13 protein-coding genes are annotated in these 16,613 nt (G+C 70.5%); 2 read left to right on the plus strand and 11 right to left on the minus strand.

Annotation, left to right across the window (positions count from 1 at the left end; all coding sequences use genetic code 11):
* Positions 1–247: 247 nt before the first annotated feature.
* The 3 genes from ACFYYR_RS11945 to thyX all read right to left on the minus strand — a co-directional run bounded on the left by ACFYYR_RS11945 (position 248) and on the right by thyX (position 3,870).
* On the minus strand, positions 248–1,933 hold the full coding sequence (locus ACFYYR_RS11945; RefSeq protein ID WP_388850376.1) for a ribonuclease J: 1,686 nt from the start codon (positions 1,931–1,933) through the stop codon (positions 248–250).
* Between the two features lie 119 nt (positions 1,934–2,052).
* The gene (gene dapA / locus ACFYYR_RS11950; RefSeq protein ID WP_388850379.1) at positions 2,053–2,952 is read right to left on the minus strand and encodes a 4-hydroxy-tetrahydrodipicolinate synthase; all 900 of its coding nucleotides are present in this window, start codon (positions 2,950–2,952) and stop codon (positions 2,053–2,055) included.
* Positions 2,953–3,129: 177 nt separating this feature from the next.
* Positions 3,130–3,870 (minus strand): FAD-dependent thymidylate synthase, encoded by a 741-nt coding sequence (thyX, locus tag ACFYYR_RS11955; RefSeq protein WP_388850382.1) that lies wholly within the window; start codon positions 3,868–3,870, stop codon positions 3,130–3,132.
* A 242-nt stretch (positions 3,871–4,112) separates the two neighbouring features.
* Between thyX and ACFYYR_RS11960 the strand changes: the two genes are divergently transcribed.
* Both ACFYYR_RS11960 and ACFYYR_RS11965 read left to right on the plus strand, forming a co-directional pair.
* Positions 4,113–4,355 carry a hypothetical protein gene (locus ACFYYR_RS11960; RefSeq protein WP_351515205.1) on the plus strand — a complete coding sequence of 81 codons (243 nt, stop codon included), beginning with the start codon at positions 4,113–4,115 and terminating at the stop codon, positions 4,353–4,355.
* 92 nt (positions 4,356–4,447) lie between these two features.
* On the plus strand, positions 4,448–4,996 hold the full coding sequence (locus ACFYYR_RS11965; RefSeq protein WP_388850386.1) for a hypothetical protein: 549 nt from the start codon (positions 4,448–4,450) through the stop codon (positions 4,994–4,996).
* 120 nt (positions 4,997–5,116) lie between these two features.
* Here ACFYYR_RS11965 and ACFYYR_RS11970 read toward each other — a convergent pair whose 3' ends face one another.
* The 8 genes from ACFYYR_RS11970 to ACFYYR_RS12005 all read right to left on the minus strand — a co-directional run bounded on the left by ACFYYR_RS11970 (position 5,117) and on the right by ACFYYR_RS12005 (position 16,376).
* On the minus strand, positions 5,117–5,569 hold the full coding sequence (locus tag ACFYYR_RS11970; protein WP_388850389.1) for a hypothetical protein: 453 nt from the start codon (positions 5,567–5,569) through the stop codon (positions 5,117–5,119).
* Between the two features lie 4 nt (positions 5,570–5,573).
* Positions 5,574–6,329, minus strand: coding sequence for a 4-hydroxy-tetrahydrodipicolinate reductase (gene dapB / locus ACFYYR_RS11975; RefSeq protein WP_388850392.1), 756 nt, complete (start codon positions 6,327–6,329; stop codon positions 5,574–5,576).
* A gap of 63 nt (positions 6,330–6,392) precedes the next feature.
* On the minus strand, positions 6,393–7,772 hold the full coding sequence (locus ACFYYR_RS11980) for a M16 family metallopeptidase (protein WP_388850395.1): 1,380 nt from the start codon (positions 7,770–7,772) through the stop codon (positions 6,393–6,395).
* Positions 7,769–9,994, minus strand: coding sequence for a polyribonucleotide nucleotidyltransferase (locus ACFYYR_RS11985; RefSeq protein WP_388850398.1), 2,226 nt, complete (start codon positions 9,992–9,994; stop codon positions 7,769–7,771). Before ACFYYR_RS11985 ends, ACFYYR_RS11980 begins: the two co-directional genes overlap by 4 nt.
* A 368-nt stretch (positions 9,995–10,362) precedes the next feature.
* On the minus strand, positions 10,363–10,650 hold the full coding sequence (gene rpsO, locus ACFYYR_RS11990; RefSeq protein ID WP_388850401.1) for a 30S ribosomal protein S15: 288 nt from the start codon (positions 10,648–10,650) through the stop codon (positions 10,363–10,365).
* A 496-nt stretch (positions 10,651–11,146) separates the two neighbouring features.
* Complete coding sequence (locus ACFYYR_RS11995; RefSeq protein WP_388850404.1) at positions 11,147–13,066, minus strand: PQQ-binding-like beta-propeller repeat protein; 1,920 nt, start codon at positions 13,064–13,066, stop codon at positions 11,147–11,149.
* Between the two features lie 200 nt (positions 13,067–13,266).
* Entirely contained in the window at positions 13,267–14,793 is a 1,527-nt protein-coding gene (locus ACFYYR_RS12000; protein WP_388850407.1) for a PQQ-binding-like beta-propeller repeat protein, read from the minus strand.
* Positions 14,794–14,876: 83 nt separating this feature from the next.
* Positions 14,877–16,376 (minus strand): PQQ-binding-like beta-propeller repeat protein, encoded by a 1,500-nt coding sequence (locus ACFYYR_RS12005; protein ID WP_388850410.1) that lies wholly within the window; start codon positions 16,374–16,376, stop codon positions 14,877–14,879.
* Between the last annotated feature and the right edge of the window lie 237 nt (positions 16,377–16,613).

Below are 16,613 nucleotides of genomic sequence, written 5' to 3' on the forward strand. Positions count from 1 at the left end.
TTACCAGACTCTTTTTCGTTCCGTTTCCGGTCCGAGTTTCGAATCCAGTGGCCGTTGGGGGCCTTTTGCCTTTCGGCTGCTCCGACTTTATCAGATTCCTCCGGGTCGGATTTCCACCTTCCCGGAGAAGGTCCGGACACAGAAGTGTTCCGGGGTTCCTCGTTCAGGCGGAGCCGTAAACGTACTGGACGGCCGCGCCCGGAAGCAAATCGGCTCCGGCGCGGCCGTCCATACGGCTGATGCGGCGTCAGACCTCTACGACCACAGGGAGGATCATCGGACGCCGGCGGTAGGTGTCGGACACCCACTTGCCCAGCGTGCGGCGCACGAGCTGCTGCAGCTGGTGCGGTTCGGCGACGCCGTCCTGGGCCGCCTTGTCGAACGCTTCCCCGATCTTCGGCAGGACCGCGCCGAATGCGGCGTCCTCGATACCGGAACCGCGGGCATTGATATTCGGGCCGCCGACGATCTTGCCGGTGGTGCTGTCCACCACCACGAAGACCGAGACGATGCCCTCGTCGCCGAGGATCCGGCGGTCCTTGAGCGAGGCCTCGGTGACATCGCCGACCGAGAGCCCGTCGACGTAGACGTACCCCGCCTGCACCTTGCCGACGATCTTGGCGATGCCGTCGACCAGGTCGACCACGACACCGTCCTCAGCGATGACCACCCGGTCCTTCGGGACACCGGTCAGTGCGCCGAGCTCGGCGTTGGCCCGCAGGTGGCGCCACTCACCGTGCACCGGCATGAGGTTGCGCGGCTTGCAGATGTTGTAGAAGTACAGCAGCTCGCCCGCGGAGGCGTGGCCGGAGACATGGACCTTGGCGTTGCCCTTGTGGACGACGTTCGCGCCCCAGCGGGTCAGGCCGTTGATCACGCGGTAGACCGCGTTCTCGTTGCCCGGGATGAGCGACGACGCCAGGATCACCGTGTCGCCCTGGACGATGCGGATCTGGTGGTCGCGGTTGGCCATCCGGGACAGCGCGGCCATCGGCTCGCCCTGGGAACCCGTGCAGACCAGCACGACCTCGTCCTCCGGGAGGTCGTCGAGCGCCTTCACGTCGACGACCAGGCCCGGCGGGACACGCAGGTAGCCCAGGTCACGGGCGATGCCCATGTTGCGGACCATCGAGCGTCCGACGAAGGCGACCCGGCGGCCGTACTCGTGGGCCGCGTCCAGGATCTGCTGGATGCGGTGCACATGGCTGGCGAAGCTGGCCACGATGATGCGGCGCTGAGCACTGCCGAAGACGGTGCGCAGCACGTTCGAGATGTCGCGCTCGGGCGGTACGAAGCCCGGGACCTCGGCGTTCGTCGAGTCGCTCAGGAGCAGGTCGATGCCCTCCTCGCCGAGCCTCGCGAACGCGGGCAGGTCGGTGAGGCGGCCGTCGAGCGGCAGCTGGTCCATCTTGAAGTCGCCGGTGTGGACCACCATGCCCGCGGGGGTACGGATGGCCACGGCCAGAGCGTCCGGGATGGAGTGGTTGACCGAGACGAACTCGCAGTCGAAGGGACCGACGCGCTCGCGGTGTCCCTCCTTGACCTCGAGGGTGTACGGCCGGATCCGGTGCTCCTGGAGCTTGGCCTCGATCAGCGCGAGGGTCAGCTTGGAGCCGATCAGCGGGATGTCCGGCTTCTCGCGGAGCAGGAAGGGGACGCCGCCGATGTGGTCCTCGTGCCCATGGGTGAGCACGATGCCGTCGATGTCGTCGAGACGGTCCCGGAGGGTGCTGAAGTCCGGCAGGATCAGGTCGACTCCGGGCTGCTCCTCCTCGGGGAAGAGCACTCCGCAGTCGACGATCAGCAGGCGGCCGTCGTACTCGAAGACGGTCATGTTGCGGCCGATCTCGCCGAGGCCGCCGAGCGGCGTGACGCGCAGGCCGCCCCGGGGAAGCTTCGGCGGAGCGCCCAGTTCGGGGTGCGGATGACTCAAAAGACTCTCCTCACCACACGCGCCACCTGCCCCGTGGGGCACGTGGCGCGCGTGACAATCGTGCACTTGCAGTTGTGTCCGTATGCAGTTGTGCCGGTATGCAGTTGTGACGTCTGTGTCTAGAGCTGTACCCCGCCCGCGGCGAGATCGCGCTTGAGCTGCTCGGTCTCCTCGGGCGAGAGCTCCACGAGGGGCAGCCGCAGCGGTCCGCCGGGCAGGCCCTGGAGGGCGAGGGCGGCCTTGGTCGTGATCACGCCCTGGGTACGGAACATGCCGGTGAAGACCGGCAGGAGCTTCTGGTGGATCTCGGTCGCCTTGGCGACGTCACCGTTGAGGTGGGCGTCCAGCAGGGCGCGCAGCTCGGGCGTGACGACATGGCCCACGACGGACACGAAGCCGACGGCGCCGACGGAGAGCAGCGGGAGGTTCAGCATGTCGTCGCCGGAGTACCAGGCGAGGCCGCTGCGGGCGAGGGCCCAGCTGGCCCGCCCGAGGTCGCCCTTGGCGTCCTTGTTGGCGACGATCCGCGGATGGTCGGCCAGCCGGACGATCGTCTCGGTGTTGATCGGGACGCCGCTGCGGCCGGGGATGTCGTAGAGCATGACCGGCAGGTCGGTGGCGTCCGCGATGGCGCTGAAGTGCCGGTAGAGGCCCTCCTGCGGCGGCTTGCTGTAGTACGGCGTCACCGCGAGCAGGCCGTGGGCTCCCGCCTTCTCGGCGGAGCGGGCCAGCTCGACGCTGTGCCGGGTGTCGTTGGTGCCGGCTCCGGCCACGACGTGGGCGCGGTCTCCGACGGCCTCCACCACGGCCCGTACCAGCTGGGCTTTCTCCGCGTCGCTGGTGGTCGGGGACTCGCCGGTGGTGCCGTTGACGACGATGCCGTCGTTGCCGGCGTCCACCAGATGGGCGGCGAGCCGCTGCGCGCCGTCGATGTCGAGTTCGCCGTCGTCTGAGAACGGCGTGACCATGGCGGTCAGGACCCGCCCGAACGGGGTCTGCGGTGTGGAGGTCGGAGCCATGGGTCCCACGCTACTCGTAGCTCCCCGCCGTGTGCTCCCTCGGGGCACCCGGGATGCGGATCCCGGCACTGCCTGCTCGGGGGTTCAAGCAGTGCCGGGTCCGTTTGTTCAGCCTAGATGAACTTCGCGAAACGTCGCAATACGGACACTTCTCGCGGTTGACGGCCCGACGCTGCCCTACGGCGCGATCCGGCCGTTGGCATTGAAGGCCGCGTGGGTGAGCGGCATGAGCCGGGCCCAGTGGGCCTCCATCCGCTCACCGACCATCTCGATCTCCCGCTGCGGGAAGGAGGGGACCTTCGCCTGCTCGTGCTGGGTGCGCAGGCCGAGGAAGTGCATCAGCGAGCGGGCGTTGCAGGTGGCGTACATCGACGAGAAAAGACCGACCGGCAGGACCGAACGGGCCACCTCGCGGGCGACCCCCGCGGCCAGCATCTCCTGGTAGGCCTCATAGGCCCGGAGGTAGGCGTCCTCCATGACGCGGCCGGTCAGCTCGTGCTGCTCCGGGGTGCCCGTGACGAACTCGTACTTCCCCGGACGCCCCTGCTGCACCAGCTTGCGGTCCTCGCCCGGCACGTAGAAGACCGGCTGCAGCTCCCGGTAGCGGCCCGATTCCTCGTTGTACGACCAGCCGGCCCGGTGCCGCATGAACTCGCGGAACACGAGGATCGGGGCGCTGATGAAGAAGGTCATCGAGTTGTGCTCGAACGGGCTGCCGTGCCGGTCGCGCATCAGGAAGTTGATCAGGCCCTTGGAGCGCTCCGGGTCCTTCGACAGCTCGTCGAGGGACTGCTCCCCGGCTGTCGAGACCCGGGCTGCCCACAGCACGTCGGAGTCCGCGGCGCTGTGCTTGACCAGCTCGACGGTCACATCGCTGCGGAAACTGGGCTTGGCGTTCTCGGCGGGGGTGTCGCTCACCAACGGGGGTCCTTCCGGTTGTGCATGCGCGGTGCATCGCTGCTGGGGCGGCGCCCAGCTTACGGCCCGGCACCGACACCGCCGGGCGGCGGACCGCCGGACGGCTGCGGGCCCGTGCCGGTGCCCGGCGGAGCGGTTGATGTTTTTCACAGAACCTCTCGGAAAGGCGGCACCAAGTCAGGGGTTCGTACGTCTGAACCAGTGAGACCGGTCCCACCGAGATGTTCCGAGGAGAGCTCTTCATGTTCCGCCGGCGAGAGCCTGTGCCATTCGCCTTCATCGCCGAGGCAGACCGCTTCCGCAGCAACGTAGAACCGCCCCCGCGCCAGTCCGCGAGCCGCTCCGAGATCGCCGGGAGGTCCCTCGTCGGACTGACGGTGGTCGCCGGGCTCGTGGGCGCACTGCTGTTCGGCGTGCCCGCGCTGGGCAACGGCGCCTCCACCACCAGTAAGGCCTCCCAGTCCGAGAGCGCCCAGAACCCGTGAGCCGGACGCGACCCGGGGTGGTCGCGTTCCTGCCGCATCGCTAATGTCACCGGGCACAGCCTTCGAGCGTGCGTATGAACTAAGGAATCGCCGTGCCCCTGACCTTTCTGACAGCCGACCGTGCTCTCGACGAGGTCGACGACGAGGTCATGCTGCCGTACGGCGATCCGGACCGCTGGCGCCGTCCGTACCGCCCCGGCCCCTGGCGGGTCGGGGCAGCGGCGCTCGCGCTGCTGCTCGCTTCGTATCTGCTGCTCGCCACCATGATCGTTGCTTTCGCCGGTGCGCCGGCGGGCGCGGCCGCCTGCGCGAGCGGTGCGGCCGCGGTGATCGCGGCGGCGCTGCGGCTGCTGCGCACGGGCGTCTGGGTCAGCCCCCAGGGGCTGCGGCGCGTGGGTTTCTGGACCACCACGACCCTGCGGTGGGCCGAGGTCTCCGCCGTGCGGACCGTGCAGCAGCCGGTGAACTGGCTGGGCCTGCCCCGTACCGTTCAGGGGCAGGCGCTGCTGGCCGTGCGCACGGCGGGCGAGCCGCTGCCTGTGCTGCTGACGGACCACAGCGCCGACTTCCTGGGCCGCACGGACGCCTTCGACACCGCGGCGGAGGCCGTGGAGAGCTGGGCCACCGACCACCGGCAGTGACCCGCGGGGCGGGGCAGCCGGGCCGCGCGTGACGGTGACCGGCCGGCAGCGGGCGGGACCGGGCCTCCGGCGCGCGGAGGAATCACGTACCTCGTGTACGGCTGCCTCGTGTACGGCGGATCAGGCGCGTACCGGCTTGTGGTCGTGCAGGGCGATCGCCCGCTGCATGGCCTTCCGGGCCCGCGGAGTGTCCCGGGCATCGTGATAGGCGACCGCCAGCCGGAACCAGGCCCGCCAGTCGTCGGGCGTCTCCTCGGCCTCGGCCCGCCGCCGGGCGAACACCGCGTCCGCGGAGTCCCGGTCGATCCGGCCGCTCGGCGTCCGCACGAGCTCGTCGACGGGCAGCCCGCCCTCGGCCTCCAGCTCGGCGGCGAGCCGGTCCGCGCTGCGCGCGAACCGCGTCGTCTGCCACAGGAACCAGAGGCCGATCAGCGGCAGCACCAGCACGGAGATCCCGAAGGCGACCGTCAGCGCGGTGCCCTGCTCGATGAGCAGCACCCCGCGGTGGCCGGCCAGGACGAAGTACACGACCAGGACGGCCGCCGTCAGGAAGTACGTGATCTTGGCGCGCACGGATTCAGTCCAGGTCCAGGAAGTGCTCCAGGCCGAACGTCAGCCCGGGGGTGGAGACCACGCGGCGCACACCGAGCAGGATGCCCGGCATGAAGCAGCTGTGGTGCAGCGAGTCGTGCCGCAGGGTGAGGGTCTCGCCGGTGTCACCGAGGAGGACCTCCTGGTGGGCGAGGAGGCCGCGGAGCCGTACGGCGTGCACCGGCACCCCGTCCACGTCCGCGCCTCGGGCACCCTCCAGCGCGGTGACCGTGGCGTCGGGCTGCGGTGCGCAGCCGGCCTCCCGCCGGGCCTCGGCGATCAGCTGGGCGGTCCGGGTCGCGGTGCCGGAGGGGGCGTCCGCCTTGTTCGGGTGGTGGAGCTCGACGACCTCGACGGACTCGAAGTAGCGGGCCGCCTGCTGCGCGAACCGCATGGTGAGCACCGCGCCGATGGAGAAGTTCGGCGCGATCAGCACACCGGTCTCCGGGGAGGCGTCGAGCGAGGCGCGGAGCTGGGCGAGCCGCTCCTCGGTCCAGCCGGTCGTGCCGACGACCCCGTGGATGCCGTGCCGCACGCAGAAGTCGAGGTTGCCCATCACCGAGCCGGGGTCGGTGAGCTCGACGGCGACCTGGGCGCCGGCCTCGACCAGCGTCTCCAGTTTGTCGCCCCGGCCGAGCGCGGCCACCAGCTCCATGTCCTCGGCCGCTTCCACGGCCCGCACGGCCTCGGAGCCGATGCGCCCCTTGGCGCCGATGACCGCCACGCGGAGCTTGCTGCTCATGTGGGTCTCCCTCACTTCCTGTGGTGCTGCTCGACAACCGGCCCGGGCCCTCCGGCGCGGTGGTCAGGCCACCGTGTCGTGCAGACGAGCCGCCTGCTTGTCCTTCAACGGGCCGATGACGGACAGCGAGGGCCGCTGTCCCAGTACATCGCGGGCCACCGACCGCACGTCGTCCGGGGTGACGGCGGCGATCCGCCGGAGCATCTCGTCGACCGACATCTGCTCGCCCCAGCACAGCTCGCTCTTGCCGATGCGGTTCATCAGCGCGCCGGTGTCCTCCAGCCCGAGCACCGTGGAGCCGGAGAGCTGGCCGACGGCCCGCCGCAGCTCGTCGTCGCTGAGACCGTGCTGCGCGACCTGGTCCAGCTCGTCGCGGCAGATCTTGAGCACGTCGTCGACCTGGTTGGGACGGCAGCCGGCGTACACGCCGAAGAGGCCGCAGTCGGCGAAGCCCGAGGTGTAGGAGTACACGGAGTAGGCCAGCCCGCGCTTCTCCCGGATCTCCTGGAACAGCCGGGAGCTCATGCCGCCGCCGAGCGCCGTGTTGAGCACGCCGAGCGCCCAGCGCCGGTCGTCGGTGCGGGCGATGCCGGGCATGCCCAGGACGATGTGCGCCTGCTCGGTCTTCCGGCCGATCGTCTCGACCCGTCCGGCCGCGCGGATCCGGCGCTCGCCGCTGCGGGGCGGGGCCGGGACGGCGTCCGGGTCGCCCAGCGCACCGGCCCGTTCGAAGGCGGTGCGCACCTGGCGGACGACCGTGGCGTGGTCCACATTGCCGGCCGCGGCGACGATCAGATGGGTGGGGTCGTAGTGCTTCTTGAAGAAGCGGGCGATCCGGTCGCGGTCGAGGCCGTTCACCGTGTCGACCGTGCCGAGCACCGGGCGGCCGAGCGGGGTGTCGCCGAACATGGTGTGCGCGAACAGGTCGTGCACCACGTCGCCCGGGTCGTCCTCGGTCATCGCGATCTCCTCGAGGATGACGCCGCGCTCGGCGTCCACGTCCTCGGCCTCGATCAGCGAACCGGTGAGCATGTCGCACACCACGTCGATGGCGAGCGGCAGGTCGGTGTCGAGCACCCGCGCGTAGTAGCAGGTGTACTCCTTCGCCGTGAAGGCGTTCATCTCGCCGCCGACCGCGTCGATCGCGGCGGAGATGTCGAGGGCGCTGCGCTGGGCGGTGCCCTTGAAGAGCAGGTGCTCCAGGTAGTGGGTGGCGCCGCCCAGCGACGGGGACTCGTCGCGCGAGCCCACGTGCGCCCAGATGCCGAAGGTGGCGGAGCGCACCGACGGCAGGGTCTCGGTGACGACGCGGAGGCCGCCGGGGAGGGTGGTCCGGCGCACCGTGCCGATGCCGTTCTCACCCTTGAGGAGCGTTTGGGTACGGGCGACGGCCCGCCCCTCCGAGGAGGTGCGGGCCGTCGTCGGCTGCGTACGCGACGTCACTTGGCGGCGTCGTCCTTCGACTCGGCCTCGGCGTTGTCGTCCTCGCCCTCGATGACCGGGTGCAGCGACAGCTTGCCGCGCTGGTCGATCTCGGCGATCTCGACCTGGACCTTGGCACCCACCGCGAGCACGTCCTCGACGTTCTCCACGCGCTTGCCGCCGGCGAGCTTGCGGATCTGCGAGATGTGCAGCAGGCCGTCCTTGCCGGGCATCAGCGAGACGAAGGCACCGAAGGTGGTGGTCTTCACGACCGTGCCCAGGTAGCGCTCGCCGACCTCGGGCATCGTCGGGTTGGCGATGCCGTTGATGGTCGTGCGGGCGGCCTCCGCGGCCGGGCCGTCGGCGGCACCGATGTAGATGGTGCCGTCGTCCTCGATGGTGATGTCGGCGCCGGTGTCCTCCTGGATCTGGTTGATCATCTTGCCCTTGGGGCCGATGACCTCACCGATCTTGTCCACCGGGATCTTGATGGTGATGATCCGCGGGGCGTTCGGGGACATCTCGTCCGGAACGTCGATGGCCTCGTTCATCACGTCGAGGATGTGCAGCCGGGCGTCGCGGGCCTGCTTGAGGGCCGCGGCCAGCACGGACGCCGGAATGCCGTCCAGCTTGGTGTCCAGCTGCAGCGCGGTGACGAACTGCTTGGTGCCGGCGACCTTGAAGTCCATGTCGCCGAACGCGTCCTCGGCGCCGAGGATGTCGGTCAGCGCGACGTAGTGCGTCTCGCCGTCGATCTCCTGGGAGATCAGGCCCATGGCGATACCGGCGACGGCGGCCTTCAGCGGCACACCGGCGTTCAGCAGCGACATGGTGGAGGCGCAGACCGAGCCCATGGAGGTCGAGCCGTTGGAGCCGAGCGCCTCGGAGACCTGGCGGATGGCGTACGGGAACTCCTCGCGCGTCGGCAGCACGGGCAGGATCGCCCGCTCGGCCAGCGCGCCGTGGCCGATCTCGCGGCGCTTCGGCGAACCGACGCGGCCGGTCTCGCCGACGGAGTACGGCGGGAAGTTGTAGTTGTGCATGTAGCGGCGGCGCGTCTCCGGGGAGAGCGTGTCCAGCTGCTGCTCCATGCGGAGCATGTTCAGCGTGGTGACACCCAGGATCTGGGTCTCGCCGCGCTCGAACAGGGCCGAGCCGTGCACCCGCGGGATCGCCTCGACCTCGGCGGCCAGGGTGCGGATGTCGGTGACGCCACGGCCGTCGATGCGGACCTTGTCCTTGATGACGCGCTCGCGGACCAGCTTCTTGGTCAGCGCGCGGTAGGCACCCGAGATCTCCTTCTCGCGGCCCTCGAACTGCGGCAGCAGCTTGTCGACGGCGATGCCCTTGACGCGGTCGAGCTCGGCCTCACGGGCCTGCTTGCCGGCGATGGTCAGCGCCTGCGCGAGCTCGTCACGGACGGCCTGGTCGAGCGCCTGGAGGACGTCGTCCTCGTAGTCCAGGAAGATCGGGAACTCGGCGGTCGGCTTGGCGGCCTTGGCGGCGAGGTCGGACTGGGCGCGGCACAGCACCTTGATGAAGGGCTTGGCGGCCTCCAGACCGGCGGCGACGACCTCCTCGGTCGGCGCCTCGGCGCCGCCCTCGACGAGCTTGATCGTCTTGGTCGTGGCCTCGGCCTCGACCATCATGATCGCGACATCGCCGTCCTCGAGGACCCGGCCGGCGACGACCATGTCGAACACGGCCTCCTCCAGCTCGGTGTGGGTCGGGAAGGCGACCCACTGGCCGCGGATCAGCGCGACGCGGACGCCGCCGATCGGGCCGGAGAACGGCAGGCCGGCGAGCTGCGTGGAAGCCGAGGCGGCGTTGATCGCGACCACGTCGTACAGGTGCTCGGGGTTGAGCGCCATGATCGTGGCGACGACCTGGATCTCGTTGCGCAGGCCCTTCTTGAAGGACGGGCGCAGCGGGCGGTCGATCAGGCGGCAGGTGAGGACGGCGTCCTCGGAGGGCCGGCCCTCACGGCGGAAGAAGGAACCGGGGATGCGCCCGGCGGCGTACATCCGCTCCTCGACGTCCACCGTCAGCGGGAAGAAGTCGAGCTGGTCCTTGGGGTTCTTGGAAGCGGAGGTGGCCGACAGCACCATGGTGTCGTCGTCCAGGTAGGCCACGGCGGAACCGGCGGCCTGACGGGCCAGGCGGCCCGTCTCGAAGCGGATGGTGCGGGTACCGAAGGAACCGTTGTCGATGACGGCCTCGGTGTAGTGGGTCTCGTTCTCCACCAGGAAAATCTCCTCGTCTGCGTCCCTCGCCCGTCCGGCGGGGACGGTAGCGGCGGAGCGCCTGGGACCGCTCACTCCGGTCGGCCGGGCCGGTCTTCGATCGAAGCCTCCGGAATTGCTTGTTCCGGCGGCCACTACCGAGGACCGGCGCCTGCGGCGTCGAGCTGCGGCGGGAAGGCGCTCCCCCTCATGAATGCACTGTGCTGTTCTGTATTGCGTTGTGCGACCAGACTACAAAGCTTCGGCCGTCGTCACGACGGCTGGAAGCGCTGTTGCGTCCGGTTCGTGCTGCCGTGCGGTCGCGCATGCGTCCGCATACGGCGAAGGGAGCGGCCCCCTGACCCGGGAACCGCCCCCTTCACGGCGTCTTACTTGGCGCCCGCAGCACCGCGGCGGATGCCGAGGCGCTCGACCAGCGCACGGAAGCGCGTGATGTCCTTCTTCGCCAGGTACTGCAGCAGGCGGCGGCGCTGGCCGACCAGCAGCAGCAGACCACGGCGGGAGTGGTGGTCGTGCTTGTGGGTCTTGAGGTGCTCGGTCAGGTCCGTGATGCGGCGGGAGAGCAGCGCGACCTGGACCTCGGGGGAGCCGGTGTCACCCTCCTTGGTGGCGAACTCGGACATGATCTGCTTCTTCGTAGCGGCGTCGAGCGACACGCGGTACTCCTCTTGGTTCGTTTCGGCCGCCGAGTGCCCCTGGTCTGTCACACAGGGGAGCTTCCGTGACTCGGGAGGCGGGGTCCGCTGGGCGCTGCCTCCAGATACTCCGGGGGCGCGTACACAAACGGCCGTCACCCACAGTACCAGTCCGCCGATGATGCTCGGCGCTCGGGCGGAGGGGGCGGCTGAGGGGGGGACGGGATCCCGGAGGCAGCGGGCGGCCGGGGGAGGGAGATCCACCCGTCCTGGTCACGTGGCTCCCGGGCGGCGGCTTGACGTCTCGGGGTCCGGCGGCGGTCCGGGCTGGCCGGACACGGCCGCCGCCCCGCCGGCGTGAGGCGGCGGGGCGGCGGAGGTGGGATCGGGCCGCGCCCCGGGGCCGGGGGGCGTTCCGGAACCGGGGGCTTTCCGGGGCCGGGCGCGGGCCCGGGCGTTCCGGTCGCGTGAGCGTTCCGGAGCGGGCCGGGCCCGGCGCGAGTGGCCGGTGGGACGGCTACTTCCCGAAGGCGAGGATCAGCTTCTCCCCGCCCTCGGTGTCGTTCACCCGGTCGGAAGCGATGTAGAACCGGCCTCCCTCGTAGCTCTTGATGGAGCTGAAGAAGCTCCGCTCGACGCCGGCGGTCGCCTGCGGGGTGCGGAACAGGCTCTTCTGCTTGCCCCCTCCGGCGGGGATGGTCAGCAGCTCACCGGGGGTGTCGAAGCCCGGCTCCCGGTAGGCGACGAGGTTCTTGCCCTGCATCACCAGCGGCGCCATCGTGCGTTCCTCGCCCGCGGGCGAGGTCCACTTGCGCTTGCCGGAGTCGAGGTCGAAGGCGTGGATCTCGTTGGTGCGGCCGATGGTGTCCCCGCCGCTGCGCTTCGCCTCGGTCGGGAGGTAGAGCGTGTCGGCGTCCGCGACGACGCCCTGGCAGCTGCCGAGGTCCTTGGCGATGATGCTCATGCCGCAGCTCGGCGTGTAGGTGTCCTTGCCGAGGTCGATCTGCGAGCGCACGTCACCGCCCTCGACCGCCCAGATGCCTCCGGACTTGCGGTCCTCGTCGATGAGGGACACGACCGCGGGGTCCGTCGAGTAGATCTTGTTGACCTGCATCTCGTTCTTGGTCTTCATGGACCAGCGGGACTTGCCGGTGGAGGTGTCCAGCTTCTCCAGCACCGCGTGGTCCTGGCACATCGTCGCCCGCAGCATCGCCTTGCCGCCGGCGTAGCCGTCGACCGTGCAGCCCAGCTTCTTCTTCGGGGTCGGGATGGGCTCACCGTTGCCGACCTTGAACATGCCGGAGCCGCCGAACCAGGTCACGCCGACGGCCTCGCCGCTGAGCGCCATCGTGGTCCCGATGAACCCCTCGGCGAATCCGCCGGACTTGGGCAGCGGCTTGTCCCAGACCTTCTTCCCCTTCCGGGTGTCGATCATGGCGAAGTGGCTGCACTCGTCCTTCTTGTCACCCTCGTACGCCACCACGATCTTCCCGTCGTCGGTGGCGTGCCTCGGGGCGGCGCAGACGTTCTTGTCGAGCGGGACGCTCCAGCGCTCCTTGCCGTCCTCGACTCCGTACGCGGTCACCTTCTTGAGGGCGGGCTTCACCGCGAGCGAGTCGACGACCCAGAAGCCCGGCACGTCCACACCGCGCTTGGAGGTCTTGGGGGTCGGCTCCTGCCACTTCAGCTTCGCCTCGCCCTTGCCGCCGCCGGCGCCGGTGAGGCCGTCGCCGCCGGGGCGCTCGCCGGCGTCCTCGCCGCTGTCGTCCCCGCTGTCGCCGGTGCCGGATCCCTGGCCCGAGGAGCCCTTCGCGGTCGGCTTCTCGCCGTCACCACTGGTCAGCAGCGCTATGCCGCCACCGAGGGCGAGCAGCACGGCCACGACGACGCCGATGACGAGGGCGGTGCGCTGCTTGCCGGGTCCGCCCGGTGCGCCGCCCATGGGCGCGCCGAACGGCTGCCCCGGCGGCGGGTACTGACCGGGGGGCGGGTACTGGCCCGGGGGGTACTGGCCGGGCGGCGGGTAGGCCGCGGGCGGGTGCTGGCCGTACGCCGGCGGGGCGTAGGACTGCTGCTGCGCGTACGGGTTGGGCGGCGCGGCCTGGCCGGGCTGCGCTCCCGGTGCGGGCGGACCGGCCGGCGCCGCACCGCCCCAGGCGGGCGGCTGCGACGGCGGCTGGGCCGGGGGGACGGGCGGGGCCGGCGGCATCTGCGGCGGCTGGGCGGGCGGTTGCGGTGCCTGCGCCGGCGGTTGCTGCGGCTGCTGTTCACCCTGCGCGGGCGGCTGCGGCGCCTGTTCGGGCTGCGCGGCGGGCGGCTGCGGTGGCGTCTGCTCGGGCTGCGCGGGCGGCGGGCCGAAACCGGGCTGCTGGGGAGCGCCGGAGCCGTCCTGTGCCGACGGGCCGGACGGTTCCGGAGGAGGGGGCGGCTGCGACATGGGCGCATACCTCTTCACGCGGGTCCGGCGCCCGGCCGGCCTCCCCCGCAATTCCGGTGATGTATTACCGGAATGGAGCGAACCGGGCGCGAATCCCGCACGTCAATGTCCATCAAGCGGGGCCTCTTTGTACCACGCGGGCCCGGCCGGCCCGCGTGGTACCCCTGCCCGGATTGCGCCGGGCAGCATCCGCGCGACGCCTACTCGTAGGCGTGAATGAAGATTTTTTCACTCCCCGTCAACGTCTCCGCGACGATGAAGAACTGACCCCGGTCCAGATACAGCTCGTTGGGTGTGCCGATGCCGTACGCGTCCCGTTCGTCCTCGCTCTCGCTGTCGGGGTGCTGCTGGTAGAGCGACTTCTTTCCGGAGGCGAGGTTGAAACGGACCAGTTTTCCGCCCGATTCACCGGTGGGCGTGCTGTACGCGATGACGTTGTCCCCGTCGATTCCCACCGGAAGGGCCGTCCGCTTCGCGCCGGCGTCCTTGGACCACTTCGGACGGCCGTTGTCCAGCCGGAACGCGACGAGCTTGTTGTACTCCCAGTCGGAATCCTCGGAGGCCATGTCCTCGGTGGGCAGATAGAGGGTGTCGTCGGCGACCACCGCCGCGTCGCAGCCGACCATGTCGCACCAGGGCTCGTACGCCATTTCCAGCCTCCCCTCCTTGTCCCGGACGCCCTTCTTGGCGATGGAGATCCGGGACCGCCGGTCGCCCTTTCCGTCGAGGGTGATGAATTGGTTGACCTGGAACTCGTCGCTCTCGGCCAGGCCGATGACGACGGGCGAGGTGGACACGAAGGACGCCACCCGCTGCCCCTTGGGCACCGGCCACGTCCACTTCGCGCTGCCGTCCCGGGGGTCGATCTCCTGCACCTCGCGCGCGAGCGTCCGCTTGCCGCGCACCTTGTAGGTGGTGGAGAGGAGCCGGTCGCCGCCCACGACGTTGCCCTGGAACCAGCCGTCGCGGACGGGCACGCTCCAGTCCTTGCCGCCGTCGGAGAGCCGCCGGCGTTCGACGCTGCGCTCCCCCGCGATGACCAGAGCGTCGCCGGACCGGGCACTGGAGACGTACTGAACGGCCTTGCCGTCCTCGTACTCGGCCGCGAGCGGCGTGGTCCACAGGCGCCGGTGGGTCGCGAGATCGATCAGTGTGAGCTGGTTGCACGCTCCCTTGGCCTTGAAGGTCAGGGCGAGTGTCCCGCCGGTGGGCGGGGTCCGGTCACCGCAGATGTCGCCCGGCAGGGGCACCGTCCACAGGACGTCACCGCTCTTGCGGTCGTAGGCCTTGACGTTCTTGATCTCCTGCTTGATCACTGCCCGGTCGGTGAACCAGGTGCCCCGGGCGTCCGAGGCCACATAATCGACGATCTTGCCCTTGGGGGCAGGGGCCTTCCAGTCGATGCTGCTGTGCAGCTTGTGCGGGTGCTCCGGCTTCGGCTTCGGCTTCGCCTGGTGGCTGCCGCCGCTGTCCTCACCGAGGTAGAGCCAGGCCCCTCCGCCGGCACCGGCGAGAGCGACGACGATGCCGACGACCAGGGCTATGAGGCCCCGTCTCGGCCGGCGTCCGGGTGGTCCGGGCGGCGGTGACTGCGGGGCAGGCGGCGGGAAGCCGGGGGGCGGCGGGGCCTGCCCGCCGTGCTGCGGGGCCTGCTGGGCGTAGGGGTTGGGTCCGGTCCAGCCCTGCGGCGAGGGCGGGTTGTACGGTCCGTAGGAGGGCTGCGACATGAGCTCTTTCTCGTCGGTCGTGAACTCTTGGCTCGTCGGTCGTGGACTGCGGGCGGGGCCGGCCGGTCAGCGGCCGCGCCGCGTCAACGGAAAGCGGCGATCAGCGGCTTGGGCGACTCGCCCTCCTCACGCGAATAGATCTCCTCGGCAGCGAGGAAGAACATTCCCCGGTGCAGGAGCGGGACGGCGTCCTGCTCGATGGCCGACTCGCGTTCGCTGGACCAGTCGGGGTGCCGTTCGTAGACGGTGCGCTTTCCCGTTTCCGCGTCGTAGCGCAACAGCACACCGCCCTTCTCCTCCGTGGGCGGCTCATAGGCGATCAGATCCCCGTCGAGTACCGCGAACGGTTCGAGTTCCCGCTTGTTGTCCGGTTCCAGCAGCCGCTTCGATTTGCCCGTCCCGAGGTCGTAGGCCACGACCTCGTTCATGAGCGTCGCGCCGTCGCCGTAGGACTCGTGCGTGGGGCCGGAGAGATACACCGTGTCGTCGGTGACGACGATGTCGGAACAGCGCGGGGAGTCATTGGCGCACAGGTACTGGCCCTTCTCACCCACCGATATCTTCGTCGGCTTCCGGTTTCCGGGGCGCAGCCGCAGGATGTACTCGACCGATTCCGCCTGCTGCGACTGGAGAGCGATCACGGGCGGGGAGGTCGACAGGATATTCGTGACATCCAGGTTGTCCGGAACATCCCAGACGTTCTTGCGACGGGCCGTCTCCGGGTCGAGCGCCCACACCTGCCGGCCGCCGGCCTCGCCGCACGAGGCGACGACGAGCAGCGATTTCCCGGATTCCTCGCCGGCGGCGGCGGACAGGGAGCAATCCTCGACATAGCCGTTGTCCCGGTAGACCTTCTTCTTGTTGTCGATCCGGTAGGCGGCCGATCCACTGCCCGACGTCAGGACGACGAGTTTCTCGCTGAGCGCCAGCTCGCCCTCCATGAAGTTCTCCGGATCGGTGGGGTCGTGCAGTTCGTCCGTCCAGAGCTCGCGCTTCTTCTCGAGGTCGATGACGGTGAGCTTCCGGCAGCCCTCGCCGTGCTGGACCGCGGCCCGCCCGGCGACCGCCTCGGTGGAGGTCGCGCACACCACACCGTCCAGCGGCACCGTCCATGCCCGGTCGCCCGATGCGAGGTCATAGGCGACCACCTTGTTCGGCAGGGCCTTCGCCACGTACCGGTCGGTGAACCAGGTGCCGGACGTCGGCTGCACGCTGTCCTCGAGCGTCGGTACCGGTTCCTCCCAGGCGATCCGGGAGGCGGTCCGGTGCTTGGGGAGCGGCGCACCCTCCGGCCGGTCCTCGCCTCCGGCCATCAGCAGCCAGCCGGCCGTGCCGAGGCCCGCGACGAGGACCAGGGCAAGGGTGATGATCAGTGCCGTGCGGCGGGTGCCGGCGCCCCCGCCGCGGGGCGGTCCGCCGCCGTCGCCGGGCAGTCCGGGCCCGTCGGCCGGGGGGCCGAACGCCGGGGGCGGAGGGCCGAATCCCGGTGCCTCCGAGGGCGGTCGAGGGGGGCGGAGGCCGGTGTCCCAGATCTGCGGCGGGCGCTGATCCGGGCTCGGCCCGTAGGAGGGCTGCTGGGACACGAGAACGTTGTGCCTTTCACTGGGGCCGCCGCCGGAGGTGGCGGACGGGCCGGACGTCAACGGTTCGGGTGTGGGGGGCGTCAGTTGACGGGACGGCGTAAGGGGCGGCGAGCGCGCGGGGGCGGGCGCCGGCGCGTGATGTGCGGCTGCGGCTGCGGCTGCGGCTGCGGCTGCGGCTGCGGCTGCGGCTGCGGCTGCGGCTGCGGCTGCGGCTGCGGCTGCGGCTGCGGCTGCGGC

This window comes from Streptomyces sp. NPDC001922 (assembly GCF_042891165.1).
In the GTDB taxonomy this organism is placed as follows: Bacteria; Actinomycetota; Actinomycetes; order Streptomycetales; family Streptomycetaceae; genus Streptomyces.

Coding starts and splice junctions, on each gene's coding strand:
- ACFYYR_RS11995 (WP_388850404.1), bottom strand. CDS start 13,066: ATGTCGCAGCCGCCCCCTCCTCCGGAACCGTCCGGCCCGTCGGCACAG.
- ACFYYR_RS11960 (WP_351515205.1), top strand. CDS start 4,113: ATGTTCCGCCGGCGAGAGCCTGTGCCATTCGCCTTCATCGCCGAGGCA.
- dapA (WP_388850379.1), bottom strand. CDS start 2,952: ATGGCTCCGACCTCCACACCGCAGACCCCGTTCGGGCGGGTCCTGACC.
- dapB (WP_388850392.1), bottom strand. CDS start 6,329: ATGAGCAGCAAGCTCCGCGTGGCGGTCATCGGCGCCAAGGGGCGCATC.
- ACFYYR_RS12000 (WP_388850407.1), bottom strand. CDS start 14,793: ATGTCGCAGCCCTCCTACGGACCGTACAACCCGCCCTCGCCGCAGGGC.